At 42.9% G+C, this 13,886-nt stretch carries 13 protein-coding genes; 7 read left to right on the top strand and 6 right to left on the bottom strand.

Annotated features, from left to right (window positions below; translation table 11 throughout):
- Positions 1–57: 57 nt before the first annotated feature.
- Positions 58–876 (bottom strand): cyanophycinase, encoded by an 819-nt coding sequence (locus KFK88_RS10535; RefSeq protein WP_223579407.1) that lies wholly within the window; start codon positions 874–876, stop codon positions 58–60.
- Between the two features lie 300 nt (positions 877–1,176).
- Between KFK88_RS10535 and KFK88_RS10530 the strand changes: the two genes are divergently transcribed.
- From KFK88_RS10530 to KFK88_RS10520, 3 genes are all read left to right on the top strand, one after another.
- Positions 1,177–3,111 carry a M1 family metallopeptidase gene (locus KFK88_RS10530; protein ID WP_223579404.1) on the top strand — a complete coding sequence of 645 codons (1,935 nt, stop codon included), beginning with the start codon at positions 1,177–1,179 and terminating at the stop codon, positions 3,109–3,111.
- 173 nt (positions 3,112–3,284) lie between these two features.
- Positions 3,285–6,155: a M16 family metallopeptidase gene (locus KFK88_RS10525; RefSeq protein ID WP_223579401.1), complete on the top strand. Its 2,871-nt coding sequence runs from the start codon at positions 3,285–3,287 to the stop codon at positions 6,153–6,155.
- 19 nt (positions 6,156–6,174) lie between these two features.
- On the top strand, positions 6,175–6,768 hold the full coding sequence (locus tag KFK88_RS10520) for a carboxymuconolactone decarboxylase family protein (protein WP_223579398.1): 594 nt from the start codon (positions 6,175–6,177) through the stop codon (positions 6,766–6,768).
- Between the two features lie 7 nt (positions 6,769–6,775).
- Here KFK88_RS10520 and KFK88_RS10515 read toward each other — a convergent pair whose 3' ends face one another.
- On the bottom strand, positions 6,776–7,246 hold the full coding sequence (locus tag KFK88_RS10515; protein ID WP_223579395.1) for a DUF3465 domain-containing protein: 471 nt from the start codon (positions 7,244–7,246) through the stop codon (positions 6,776–6,778).
- A 189-nt stretch (positions 7,247–7,435) separates the two neighbouring features.
- Here KFK88_RS10515 and KFK88_RS10510 point away from each other — a divergent pair, with 189 nt between their 5' ends.
- The gene (locus KFK88_RS10510) at positions 7,436–7,768 is read left to right on the top strand and encodes a YegP family protein (protein WP_223579392.1); all 333 of its coding nucleotides are present in this window, start codon (positions 7,436–7,438) and stop codon (positions 7,766–7,768) included.
- Between the two features lie 62 nt (positions 7,769–7,830).
- Here KFK88_RS10510 and KFK88_RS10505 read toward each other — a convergent pair whose 3' ends face one another.
- The gene (locus KFK88_RS10505) at positions 7,831–8,352 is read right to left on the bottom strand and encodes a TIGR00645 family protein (protein WP_223579389.1); all 522 of its coding nucleotides are present in this window, start codon (positions 8,350–8,352) and stop codon (positions 7,831–7,833) included.
- Between the two features lie 201 nt (positions 8,353–8,553).
- Between KFK88_RS10505 and KFK88_RS10500 the strand changes: the two genes are divergently transcribed.
- The 3 genes from KFK88_RS10500 to clpA all read left to right on the top strand — a co-directional run bounded on the left by KFK88_RS10500 (position 8,554) and on the right by clpA (position 11,838).
- Positions 8,554–9,057: a SixA phosphatase family protein gene (locus KFK88_RS10500; protein WP_223579386.1), complete on the top strand. Its 504-nt coding sequence runs from the start codon at positions 8,554–8,556 to the stop codon at positions 9,055–9,057.
- Positions 9,058–9,190: 133 nt separating this feature from the next.
- Entirely contained in the window at positions 9,191–9,523 is a 333-nt protein-coding gene (gene clpS, locus KFK88_RS10495) for an ATP-dependent Clp protease adapter ClpS (protein WP_223579383.1), read from the top strand.
- 47 nt (positions 9,524–9,570) lie between these two features.
- A complete protein-coding gene (gene clpA / locus KFK88_RS10490; RefSeq protein WP_223579380.1) occupies positions 9,571–11,838 on the top strand; it encodes an ATP-dependent Clp protease ATP-binding subunit ClpA in 2,268 nt (755 codons plus the stop codon).
- A 96-nt stretch (positions 11,839–11,934) separates the two neighbouring features.
- Here the strand turns inward: clpA and infA are convergent, their stop codons facing one another.
- The 3 genes from infA to aat all read right to left on the bottom strand — a co-directional run bounded on the left by infA (position 11,935) and on the right by aat (position 13,727).
- On the bottom strand, positions 11,935–12,153 hold the full coding sequence (gene infA, locus KFK88_RS10485) for a translation initiation factor IF-1 (RefSeq protein ID WP_046561074.1): 219 nt from the start codon (positions 12,151–12,153) through the stop codon (positions 11,935–11,937).
- A 102-nt stretch (positions 12,154–12,255) separates the two neighbouring features.
- On the bottom strand, positions 12,256–12,975 hold the full coding sequence (locus KFK88_RS10480) for an arginyltransferase (protein ID WP_223579378.1): 720 nt from the start codon (positions 12,973–12,975) through the stop codon (positions 12,256–12,258).
- A gap of 41 nt (positions 12,976–13,016) precedes the next feature.
- Positions 13,017–13,727 (bottom strand): leucyl/phenylalanyl-tRNA--protein transferase, encoded by a 711-nt coding sequence (gene aat / locus KFK88_RS10475; protein ID WP_223579376.1) that lies wholly within the window; start codon positions 13,725–13,727, stop codon positions 13,017–13,019.
- Positions 13,728–13,886 lie beyond the last annotated feature (159 nt).

Raw genomic sequence — 13,886 nt, 5'->3', positions numbered from 1 at the left:
AAATATTGTTTGTTACTAATTAGTACGATGTTAACTGTTTGCTGGGTACTGAAACGGTCATGCCCAGTGCTCATCAAACGCTTTATGGTCAGATGCTTTAAAGCGACTCCCTGGGGCCAAAATATGCATCTGAAGGCCAAATAGTGAAATGTAGTCTCCACTTCCTGCCGTGCCCATTGACGAGTACTGTAAATTACTCGGGTCGATTAACGTGGCTGAGCCATCACCATAAACCTGTAATTCATCCGCGGGACTGATAAATAGCGCTGAACCTTCATCAATACCCACTCCGATGGTGAACGGGTTATAGGATAGGGCGGTTAAAAGCCTGCCTAATCTGCCCGGTTGTTCAAAATGGTAGTCAAGCATAAATCGATTGGTTAAACCTAAACCAGGAGCCATTGTGACACCATCTTGTTTGGGCGTAATCGAGTCTTCTCCACCAGCTATCATGTGCTCACTCAATAAAGCTGCTGCACCGTAGCTACCAGCAATATGCACACCGTCCGCGTTAAGCTTACGTAAGTGTTTAGCGATTGGTGTACCACCTATAAGGGTCGATATTTGTAGTGGCTTTTCACCTACAATGACCACCAGTTCTTTATCCGTCATTTGCTTAAGAAGTTGCTCATCTGTTGCATCTTGCCGTGAACGAATATCCAACTCTTCGCAAGCATCAAACCCATTGTTTAGCAGTGCTTTATCAAGCTGATGAGTCACTTTTTCTGGACCGACATTTAAAATGGCCACCGTCGCTTTTGCGCTTAGGCAAATACTCCGTATCTGTTCGGCCACGATGTCGTGTAATTGGTGATTGCACCCCCCGATAGGGATAATATAGCCTCTATCAAATTTGCCGCTACCTTGTGATGGCATCTAAGAACTCCGTAGTTATTATCTACCCGCTATAAGTACCAGCACTGGATAGCGGAATACTATCACCAACTGATAGCCAAAAATGTGGCAGAGTTGGTGATATGCGTAAAAAAAACTGACACTCAACTTGCTAACTTTGTGAAAAGTAGTCCATAACCTAATGTTTTATATAGGAAGAACAAGCTTAGCTCAATACTATTGTTATGCAATTTGTTCTATCGGCTAGGTTAAAGCTTATTGCTTTACTTCATTTTTTATAATTGGTTAAATGTCTGTCTTCTACGATAAAAGAGAATAGTAATGAAGACAAGTTATAAGTATTTGATGTTGGCAGCAGCGGTGGGTCTTGCTGGCTGTCAGCAAGAGTCAGACCAACCTCAGTCTGATGAGCAGACGGTTGTCGTTGAGAAAAAAGTTGAAACCAAAAAAGACAACAAAGAAACGGTTAAACAAGTTAAGCGTGTTGACGAGCATTCGTACGGCAATATTGATGAAGTTAATCTCCATCACTTCGATCTGGAGTTAACCGTCAATTTTGAAGCGAAGGCTTTGGAAGGCTTCGTAGACTTAAGCTTCAAACGCTTAACAGATGACGTATCAGAACTAGTGCTGGATACACGTGATATTACTGTTGAGAAAGCTCAACAGTGGGTTGATGGTCAGTGGCAAGATACAAGTTTCGAGTTAGCAGAAAAAGATGCCGATCTTGGCTCTAAGCTTACTGTTGCAGTTAACGACTCTACTAATAAAGTTCGTGTGTATTATAAAACACAGCCACAAGCCAGCGGCCTACAGTGGTTAACGCCAGAGCAAACAGCTGGTAAGAAGCATCCGTTTGTTTACAGCCAGGCACAAGCAATTCATGCTCGAAGCTTCATCCCAATCCAAGACTCACCAGCGGTTCGAGTGACCTATACGGCTAATTTGAAAACACCAAAAGAGCTTTTGGCACTGATGAGTGCATTTAATGAGCCTGATACCGAGCTGGATGGTGACTATCACTTTGAAATGCCACAAGCCATACCGCCTTACCTGATAGCTTTAGGCGTTGGTAACCTTGAGTTTAAAGCAATGAGTGATCGTACCGGTGTTTATGCTGAGCCAAGCTTATTGGAACCTGCTATTGCTGAGTTTGATGACACTGAGCGTATGGTACAAGTGACTGAGGAAATGTACGGCCCATATCGCTGGGGACGTTATGACTTGTTAATCCTACCACCTAGCTTCCCTTATGGCGGTATGGAAAACCCACGCTTATCGTTCATTACTCCGACTGTAATTGCGGGTGATAAAAGTTTGGTCAACCTCATTGCTCATGAATTGGCTCATTCATGGTCAGGAAATTTAGTGACTAACGCGACTTGGGAAGACTTTTGGTTAAACGAAGGGTTTACCAGTTATGTTGAAAACCGCATCATGGAAGAGTTGTTTGGTGAAGAAAGAGCCACTATGGAGCGAGCGCTTTCTGTACAAGGGTTACGTGATGAAGTTAAAGCTTTACCAAAAGAGTTTACCATTCTTAATGTGGATTTAGATGGCCGTGATCCTGATGATGCTTTTTCAGGTGTTCCTTATACCAAAGGTCAAATGTTCCTGACTTACCTTGAGAAAAAGTTCGGACGTGAAGTTTTTGATGCCTTCTTGGTTGAATATTTTAACGCTCACGCTTTTCAAAGTTTAACCACGGAAGAGTTTAAGAAATACTTGAAAAAGAACCTTCTGGATAAGTATCCGGATGTTGTTAGTCCTGATGAAATCGAGATTTGGATCCATGAGGCGATGTTGCCACCAACAATGCCGAACCCAACGTCTGACGCCTTTACAACAATTGATGCTGAAACAAAAGCATGGTTAGCAGCTGAAAAATCATTAGCTGATCTTGACTCGGGCGAGTGGACAGTGCATGAGTGGTTGCATTTTATTAACAATCTGCCTGAAGACCTGTCGCAAAAGCAGATGACGCAACTAGACAAAGCTTTTGAGTTAACAGATTCTTCCAATAATGAAATCGCACATGCGTGGTTGCTGTTGGCATTAAAGACAAATTACGATGCGGTAATGCCTCGTTTAGAGACGTATTTAGTGTCAATTGGTCGTCGTAAGTTGATTGTACCTTTGTATAAGCAGTTAATGGAGACTGAAGATGGAGCGGTTTTTGCAAAACGTGTTTATAAAATGGCGCGTCCCGGCTACCATCCTTTAGCCCAAGGTACGCTCGACGAAATCGTTAAGTAATCACCCAATAGCTCAACATATAAGGCTTTCTTCGGAAGGCCTTTTTTTTTGCCTGTAAGGTGTTAATGCTCGAATACTAGATCAATTTGTAACAACTGATGTAAATCACTTGCCTAATAATATTCAATGATTAGTATTATAGCATTAGCAATAAAGACCGAATGGACCGACCCATGACAAAAATAATTACTCGAAGCCTAGTCGCTCTAGCAGTATCTAGCGCTTTCTTACTGACTGCCTGCCAAAATAGCGACAAAGCAGAAACATCGATTACTGAGCCGCCCGTTGAAGCCATTGACTTCTCTATCCCCTACGAGAGGTACACGCTAGATAATGGTTTAACCGTTATCTTGCACCAAGATAAGTCGGATCCGATTGTGGCCTTAGCGACGGTGTTCCATGTTGGTTCAAGCCGAGAGGAGCCTGGTAAAACGGGCTTTGCTCATTTCTTTGAGCATATGGCGTTTAACAATTCTGAAAATGTCCCCATGGGCGCAAATCGTAAGATGATTGGAGAGCTTGGAGGTACCCGCAACGGCGGCACATGGAATGACGGCACGATTTATTACGAAGTCGTCCCTAAAGATGCCTTTGAGAAATTGTTATGGATTGACTCTGACCGCATGGGCTACATGATTAATACAGTAACCAAGGATGCTCTTGAGCGCGAAAAACAGGTGGTTAAGAACGAAAAACGTCAGCGCGTGGATAATCGTCCATACGGTCATACGGGTAGTGTGATTTCTAGCAATCTTTATCCTGAAGATCACCCGTATAACTGGTCAGTTATTGGTAGTCTTGAAGACTTGCAAAATGCGACGCTTGAAGACGTAAAGAAGTTTTATGCAAAATATTACGGTCCTAACAACGCTACACTCGTAATTGCTGGTGATATTGAGTTTGATGAAACTAAGGAGTTAGTTGAAAAGTGGTTTGGTGAAATAGGTAAAGGGCAACCTGTACTGGATCTTGAACCTAGACCTGTTGAGTTAGAACAAACGATATCGCTGTCTCATGAAGATAATTTTGCCAAGTTGCCCGAAGTTAGGATGGTATTTCCTACCGTAGAGGAGTACCACAAAGATTCTTATGCTTTGAATGCATTAGGTGAAATTTTAGCTCAAGGCAAGCGTGCACCTTTGTATAAAGTCATCGTGGAAGAGAAAAAACTTGCTCCGGGTGCAAGTGCCTACAATAGCTCGCGTGAAATTGCTGGTGAGTTTACCATCAGAGTTCGTGCTAATGCTGGGACTGACTTAGACTTAGTTAAAGCCGCTATTGAAGAAGCTCTGGCCAAGTTTGAGACAGAAGGGTTTTCTGAGAAAGATTTGCTACAAATTAAAGCTCGCCAAGAGACGCAGTTTTACAACGGAATTTCTAGTGTATTGAACAAAGCTTTCAATTTAGCATCGTATAATGAGTTCGCCGGTTCGCCTGACTTTTTGAAACAAGACATTGCGTCGATTAAAGCCGTAACGAAGCAAGACATCATCGATGTTTATAACAAGTACATCAAAGGGCAGCACTATGTTATGACGAGTTTTGTGCCCAAAGGGCAGCTTAAGCTAGCCGTAGACGGATCGAAAGATGCAGGTGTAGTAGAAGAAAAGATCGTCCAAGGTGCCGAAAAGGATATCGTTGTTAAGGACGAGGGGGATTACCCTAAAACCAAAACTAGCTTTCCTCGAAATGAGCCGCCTCTCGGCAAAACGCCACTACTAACGCCTCCTCAAGTATGGGACCATCAACTTGATAATGGTTTGCGTGTACTAGGGATTGAGCAAAACGAATTACCGTTGGTTCAATTTACGCTAAGAATTGAGGGCGGACATTATCTTGAGCGACCTGAAAAATCGGGCGTGGCCTATATTTTGTCGGAGCTCATGATGGAAGGTACTCGAGACAAAACGCCGGAAGAGCTGGAAGATGCAATTGGTTTACTAGGCGCTGGCATCAATGTGGAAGCTGGAGATGAGGATATTACTATTTCAGCCAATACCTTGGCTCGAAATTATGACAAGACTTTGTCTTTAGTTGAAGAAATATTACTAGAGCCACGTTTTGATCCGGCAGAGTTCGAACGAATTAAAAAACGTCTCTTAACACGATTAAAGCAGCAGGAGGGTGATGCTCCTGCTATAGCATCGACAGTCAGTAGAAAAATGCTGTATGGCGATGAGCATATCCTTGGTATTCCAGCAAGTGGTACCATCGAGACTGTCTCAGCCATTACATTAGATGACGTGAAAGCATTTTATAATAAAAACGTCTCTCCGACGGTGTCTGCTTTCCATGTTGCTGGTGATATCAGCCAGAGTGAGGTCATTCGCTCATTACAACGCCTAACAACTTCATGGGATGCTAAACAGGTTGAGTGGCCGGAGTACAAAGCAAAAACGGCAGATGAGCAATCACAGTTGTACTTTATCGATGTTCCTGGCGCGAAGCAGTCGGTCATTATCGGTGGGCAATTAACGTTCCCGGGTGCTAGTGGGGATTATAATAATCTTGTCTATGCAAACGACCGTTTAGGTGCGGGCTCTAGCGCAAGATTATTCCAGTTATTACGAATCGAGAAAGGTTATACTTATGGAGCCTATAGCTACATATTACGTCGAGAGTCGATGAGTGCTCTAATGGCTCAAACTAGCGTTCGTGCAAATGTCACGAAAGAGTCTTTGGATTTACTGACTAATGAAATAGAGCAGTATAAAGATACTTTCACTCAAGATGACTTTGCGACGACCCAGAATATTGTGATTAAACGTCAGACGCGTGAATTTGAAACTTTAGGGAGTTTATTGGGTGTCCTGGAAGACATTAGCCGATTTGATTTGCCGCTGGATTATCTTGAGCATGAGCAGCAGGAGTTATCAAATCTTGAGCTGTCTGATTTCAAGCAAACCATCCAACAGTACATGAACCCTAAGCGTATGGACTACCTTGTCGTTGGCGATGCAAAGACCCAGCTAGAACGTTTGGGAGAGCTCGGTTTAGGTAAGCCAATTCAATTGGATATTAAAGGTAATCAAATTAATAACTAGAATTACTGAAGGAGGATGTATGGCCTTTTTAAAGCCGTTAGATAAGAATTTACACCCAGATTTAGCAGAGGACTTTGCTATTTTTGAAGAAATTTTAGGTTTTGTTCCTAACAGTTTACTTACCATGCAGCGTCGTCCCGATATCGTCAGAGGGTTTGGAGTGCTGACCAAAGCTGTAATGGCGGAAGATGGTGAGGTAGACCTTGGCTTTAAGCGTTTACTCGCCCACTTCGCTAGTCGTGCAGCAGGTTGTCAGTACTGTGAGGCTCACTCTTTGGTAGCGGCTAAAATCCATGGCATCAGCGATGAAAAGCTTGAAGCAATTTGGGACTACCAGACCAGTAACCTTTACACGGAAGCGGAGAGAGTTGCGTTGGATTACGCGCTGGCTGCTGGATCTGTACCTAATGCTGTCGATCAGCCCTTAATGGATCGAATGGCCCAGCATTGGTCTGATGATCAAATCGTTGAAATCTTAGGGGCAATTTGCCTCTACGGCTTTTTGAATCGTTGGAATGACTCTATGGCCACTGAGCTAGAAGACGTTCCGACGGCAATGGGAGAGAAGATTTTAAAGCAGGGCGGCTGGAGCGGTAAACGCCATCAGCCTTAGTTTTTATTTATTGGTAGATCTTTCCATTATGTTCAATTTGGCCTCCATCACGGCGTCCCTTTGGGTCGTGATGGGTCCAATGTAGAACTCCGCCTTGATCATTCCATTCGTATTGCCCATTAACCGTTACCGTGTCGCCAATCTGAAGTCCTGAAACTCTCGGTGCCAAATCTATATTATGCGCGACTAAAACGGTCATGCCGCTATTGAGACTTAGGATAAAGCGTTGGTGTCGCGGTTCATGGGTATCATCACTCAAAATTCGGTGGACAGTTGCTGTCACCACGACCATTTTTCCTGACGTTTTGTTTGTGTAGTATTCATGTATGAGCTGGTGTGCGTTATCTGTTGCCACCGTGACAGTAGAGCGGCTTGTAGACCCAGAGCTTTCATCTGGGGAATGTTCAACATAAAGGTAGAAAGCTGCGAGCAGTAATAGAATCACAGTGGAGAGTCGTTGTTTGTTCTGTTTAGTCATTGCGGACACTGGTCATGATAAGCTTGAGTTATCTGATTATGAGTGATGTCTTCAGTATTTCAAAGCGTGAAATGTTTAGGATGTGTTAAATGTGACGCTATATGCTTGAATTTTGTCGTTAAATAAGTGAGTATTTAAAGTCAGGAGGCTGACCCTACTCAGTCGAATTAACAAAATGAGGTAATAATAATGGCGGGAAAATTCGTAATCTCAAAGGGTAATGACGGAAAAAGTTATTTCGTATTAAAGGCGGGTAATGGCGAAGTTATTTTGCAAAGCCAAGGCTATTCATCTCAATCTGCTTGCGAAAACGGTATTGAGTCAGTGCGCAAGAATTCACAGGATGAAGGACGCTTTGAAAAGAAAACTGCGAAAGACGGTCGCTTCTATTTTGGCTTAAACGCATCAAACGGTCAGCAAATTGGTAAGAGTCAGATGTATAAATCCGAAAGCGGCCGAAACAATGGTATTAGTTCGGTGGCTCGTAATGCCCCGGATGCAAAGGTTGTTGAAGAAGAGTAATTACTCCTCTGACATATCTAAAAAGCCCCTGTCATAGGGGCTTTTTTTGTTTGTTCTCGTGGCTAGTGATTGTTTCCTGTTTTATGAGTTAAGTAATCCATAACAGCAAACAGCAAACCAGAAATTACAAAGACGCCATGAATCAGTAGTTTCCATTTAACTACTTCTATGCTTATGGTGCCATCATTGTCTAATTGCATATAAGTTCTCAAAAGGTCGATACCCGAAATCGCAACAATTGAACTGATTAGCTTCACTTTAAGCGTAGAGAAACCGACCTTGCCCATCCAGCCCGGCTTGTCCTCATGCTCCGCAACATCAAGTTTTGAAACGAAACTTTCGTAGCCGCTAAAAATAATAATAATCAATAGGTTAGCTAGTAGGGTCATATCGACCAAAGCGAGAATACCTAGAATCGTATCGATTTCACTTAAAGAACCGAAGTGAGTTATTAAATGCCACAGTTCTTTTGCGAACCCACCTAAAAGAATCACTATAGAGAAAATTAAGCCAACAAAAAAAGGCGCTAATATCCAGCGACTACTGAAAATACCCGCTTCAAAAGTATGTTCTATTTTTTTCATATCCTGTCCAAATAAGGTTAGCAGTACTGCCACGTATTGTAGTCAAATACGGATGACAGTAAATGTTTTTGCGGATATTGTTGTTACAGAAGGTTACACGTAAGAAAAGTGTCGCAATAGTGTCATGTGGGAGTATTGGCAAGGCACTATTATCAGCCTAAATGTCATGATGCTTGAGTTTTCAAGCTTTATAGGTGATTTATGGGTAGCAAAAAACTGTATATTTTCCGTCACGGCAAATCCGACTGGAAAGCGAAATTCAAAAATGATCATGAGCGACCATTAGCAGAGCGCGGAATAGAAGCTGCAAAGAGCATGGGTGCACACCTCAAAACCGTTGGTCAAGTGCCAGAGGTCGTGGTTAGTTCTACAGCAAAGCGAGCTATCGACACCGCGTCGTTAGCAATGGAGTTTGGTCGTTGGGAAAGCTCGATGACCAGTACCCGTGATTTATATTTGTCGAGCGTTGAGGAAAGTATTGAATTAATTCAAGCGATACAATCAGATGCTAAGCGGGTTATGCTTGTTTCTCATGAGCCTCTATGCTCTTCGCTTGTGTCTGAGTTAAGTATGGGCGGCCATGTTAAATTTCCCACTGCGAGTGTTGCTCGTATTGATTTTAAAGTAAATTCTTGGGCTGAGGTTGATAGTGATAAAGGTCAGCTAGCTTGGCTTCTGACGCCTAAAAGCCTTTTTGGCAAGTGACTGAGGTAGACCGTAAGATAATTCACTAAGCGCTAAAACTTTCTTCTTCTGGCCGGTTGAACTCCTTCCAAATGCCCTCATAAATAGCCATAATAGAGGTAACAAAAACCATGAGCCGGCCATATTGCTAGTTATGAGTAACGACCACAAGTTTAATGAAGAAAAAGACCATGGTTTGGCGGTTGCTGAAGCAAAACCAAAGCTAAAAAAGCCGCCAATGTATAAGGTCATGATTTTAAACGACGATTACACGCCTATGGATTTCGTCGTTGAAGTGCTGCGCACATTTTTCTCTATGGATCAGGAAAAAGCCACTCGAGTCATGCTTCAGGTACACAATGAAGGGCAGGGTGTCTGTGGAATATTCACCCCTGATATTGCTGAGACAAAAGTTGTCCAAGTGAACGAGTTTGCTCGCTCCAACGAACATCCGTTACTTTGTGTTATGGAACCTGAAGACGAATAGGCTTATAGTGGTAGTGAGGCCTTTGTGGTTTCTAAGAAGAGGTTAGTATGCTTGATAAAGAATTAGAGCAGTCGCTCAATAAAGCCTTCCATCGAGCTCGCGAGTATCGTCACGAGTTTATTACTATTGAACATTTAATGTTAGCGCTACTGGACAACAAAGATGCGCTAGAAGTCCTCAAAGCATGCTCCGTTGATTTGTCTAAACTTCGTGACGAGCTGGAAAACTTCATTGGCAAAACGACGCCTCAATTTTCAGAAGATAATGAAGACTATGAAATTCAGCCGACAATAGGCTTCCAACGCGTTTTGCAGCGAGCTGTATTTCATGTTCAGTCATCGGGTAAAGAGTCTGTCAGCGGTGCCAATGTATTGGTGGCAATGTTTAGTGAGCCCGAGTCACAAGCGGTCTATCTCTTATCGCAACAAGATGTGTCGCGACTAGATGTGGTCAACTTCATTTCGCATGGCGTTTCTGAGGATGAGGACTTTGAAACTTCAGAAATTGAAGATGATGTGCAGCCAGAAGAAGCACCTGAAGCCAAGCCACTTGATCAGTATGCGATTAACCTCAACAAAATGGCTGAAGAGGGCAAGATTGATCCTTTGATTGGCCGTACTCACGAAGTTGAGCGTGTGATCCAGATTTTGTGCCGCCGCCGTAAGAATAATCCTTTGTTGGTGGGTGATGCTGGCGTGGGCAAAACCGCTATTGCGGAAGGCCTAGCCAAACGCATTATTGATGGCGAGGTTCCGGATGTCATTGCTGATGCCGTGGTTCATTCTTTAGATTTAGGTGTGTTATTGGCTGGGACCAAGTATCGAGGAGATTTTGAAAAACGCCTAAAAGCTGTATTAGCTCAACTTAAAAAAGAACCCCATGCCATTTTATTCATTGATGAAATTCATACCATCATTGGTGCAGGCGCAGCCTCAGGCGGGACCATGGATGCATCAAACCTGATAAAGCCTGTGCTAGCTAATGGTGAGCTTCGCTGTATCGGTTCGACTACTTTCCAAGAGTATCGCGGCATCTTTGAAAAAGACCACGCTCTTGCTCGTCGCTTTCAAAAAGTGGACATTAATGAACCTAGCGTTTCTGAAACCGTGTCGATTCTTGAAGGGCTTAAAGAGCGTTATGAGAAGCATCACAATGTACGCTATACCTCTTCGGCAATAAGAACTGCTGCCGAGCTTTCTGCAAAGTATATTAATGATCGCCAGTTGCCTGACAAAGCGATTGATGTGATTGATGAGGCTGGAGCTAGGCAGAGAATTCAACCTGATGAATCGCGAAAAGATATTATTGAATCGGTTGATATTGAGCAGGTTATAGCCAAAATTGCTCGCATTCCCGAGAAGACGGTATCTTCTTCTGACAAGAAACTTCTGAAAAACCTCGATCGTAACTTAAAGATGGTGGTTTTTGGACAAGACACTGCAATAGACACTTTGTCTGAAGCGATCAAGCTTTCAAGAGCTGGTCTAGGGCAAGAGAATCGACCTGTAGGGTCATTCCTATTCGCAGGGCCGACAGGTGTGGGTAAAACAGAAGTCACAAAGCAGTTAGCTAAGCTCATGGGCGTCGAGCTTATACGCTTCGATATGTCAGAGTACATGGAGCGACATACGGTTTCGAGGCTCATCGGCGCACCTCCTGGCTACGTGGGTTATGACAAAGGTGGACTGCTAACTGAAGCGGTCAATAAGAACCCTCACGCAGTAGTTCTCTTGGATGAAATTGAGAAGGCTCATCCGGATGTGTTTAATTTGCTACTGCAAGTTATGGACCATGGTACTTTAACTGATAATAACGGTCGTAAAGCAGATTTTCGAAACGTTGTTTTGGTGATGACCAGCAACGCAGGTGCACAAGATCTTGTGAAACAGTCGATTGGTTTTAAAGATCAAGATATGTCACGAAATAGCGAAGAAGCAATTAACAAAACGTTCTCACCAGAGTTTAGAAATCGACTTGATGCTACAGTCTGGTTTAATGCACTGCCTAAAAAGGTTATTTTATCGATTGTGGATAAGTTCTTGACTGAAGTTCAGGGGCAGTTAGACGCTAAGCAAGTGAACCTACACGTTAATGATGATGCTCGTGAATGGTTTGCGGAACATGGCTATGATATCAATATGGGCGCAAGGCCGATGGCGCGCTTAATTAGTGATAAAGTGCGTAAACCGTTGGCTAACGAAATACTGTTTGGTGAACTGATGGACGGCGGTGATGTCTATGTATCACTAAAAGACAAAGCACTGGATATTCGAGTAGAGCCATTAAGGAAGCGAATAACGCAAAGCGAGTCTTAAGTGAGTGTGATATAAATCAAAAAGGCGTTCCTATGAAAATAGAGAACGCCTTTTTTGTAATACGATAATGCGTCACCTAACAGTGACGAATGTTAATTAACGCGCACGGAAGGTAATTCTACCTTTGGATAGATCGTAAGGGCTGATTTCTACCGTCACTTTATCACCAGTTAAAATGCGGATGTAATTTTTACGCATTTTGCCTGAAATATGAGCTGTCACAATGTGACCATTCTCAAGTTCAACTCGGAACATAGTATTTGGTAGGGTTTCTAGAACTTTACCTTCTAGTTCAATTACGTCTTCTTTCGCCATTCGGCCACTCTCTCCTGTGAAATCAATTAACAAGATATCTAAAAAATGGGCGTATCATGCCTCATTTAGCCCATAATCGCAAAGAATTTTACCACTTTCTGCTTAATCTAGGCTTAACCAGCGGTTATTTTTAAATACTTGCGCTGGCCGGTATTTGATTTTGTACTCCATTTTTTGACACCCCTGAACATAATAACCTAAATAGCAAAAAGGGAGGCCCATCTTTTGGCTGTGTTCTATAGCTTTAAGAATCACGAATACACCTAAACTTTTATAGCTGGGTGATGTGTCGAAAAAAGAGTAAACAGCAGAAAGGCCATCGTCCATAACATCTAAACAGATAACAGCAATTAACTTACCTTGGTCACGTACGCGTAGGAGGGCGGTATCACACCACTCTGAGAACAAGAAATCGGCATATTGGCGCTTGGATGGGGGGTACATGTCGCCATCCTTATGGCGATGACTGATGTAATGTTGATACAGTTGGTAGTCTTCTTCGAAACAGTCGGCAGGTTCGAGAGTTACCTCAAAACCGTTATTTTGTTTGAGGACGCGCTTTTGACTTCGTGAGGGTTGAAACTTATCGGTTAGAACTCTATATGCCCAACACGCTGAACACCCAGGGCAATGTGGACGATAGACATGCTCTCCACTTCGCCTGAAGCCTTGTCGGCTGAGTTCTGAGTATAAGTCGTTATTGAGGAGTATGCTTGGATCGGCAAATACTGAAACAGCAATGCGATCATCAAGGTAGCCACACGCGTGCTCTGGGCCGCGAAATAAACGAATGTGTTGAGTAACTTTTTCTTTCTGACTCATACAGTTAGGTTACTACTCATCACCTTGCTTTGTCACTCTTTTTAAGACCAGTCCTCTAAAGTTTTTGGCTGCCATACTTGTTGAGGCTGTTGCCAATCAATGTGTTTTTCGATTAATGCTAAGAACTCTTGCCGTGGCAAATCAATCGCGCCCATGCGATACAGGTGGGGGTTACCGACTTGACTATCGAGCAACAAAAATCCCTGCTGTTTTAAGTAATGAGAAAGGTAGATTAATGCAAATTTTGAAGCATTGGGTTCAGTGCTAAACATGGACTCACCAAAAAAGAACCTACCAAGGCTGACCCCGTAGAGTCCCCCAGCCAACCTGTCGTTGTGCCAAACTTCTACTGAGTGTGCGTAGCCACTCTTGTATAGCTGCAGGTATGCTTCCTTCATTTCAGGGAGTATCCAAGTTTCAGCCTCTTTTGCTCGTGGTGCTGCGCAACCTTCAATGACGTTTTCAAATGATTGGTTTAGCGTGACAGTGTAAGTGGATTTTTTTAGTGCTCTTTTCATTGAGCGGGATATATGGATGTTATCGAGTAAAAAAACACAGCGCGGATCTGGAGACCACCACAAGATGGGTTCTCCCTCACAATACCAAGGGAATATTCCATTTTTATAAGCCTCGATTAACCGAGATTGTGATAAGTCGCCACCGACAGCTAGTAAACCGTTGGGGTTTTCCTGTGCAAGGTATGGAGGAGGAAACTTTTCTGACTGATCTAGTAAAAATATTTCTTGGCTCATTATGTTTTATTTTCCGCTATTTTCTTCATTTTACTATATTTTCTTGTGGGTTTTGCAAGGCGTTTTTGCATTCAGATTAACCCAGATTCGCATTAGATAAATTTTTAATAAAGGTCATATTGACAAGTTTTATTTATGGAGGTTAGGATTATTCGCGGT

Origin of the sequence: Kangiella taiwanensis, assembly GCF_020005165.1 — a bacterium.
In the GTDB taxonomy this organism is placed as follows: Bacteria; Pseudomonadota; Gammaproteobacteria; order Enterobacterales; family Kangiellaceae; genus Kangiella; species Kangiella taiwanensis.
This window is presented reverse-complemented; position numbering and strand designations above follow the sequence as displayed.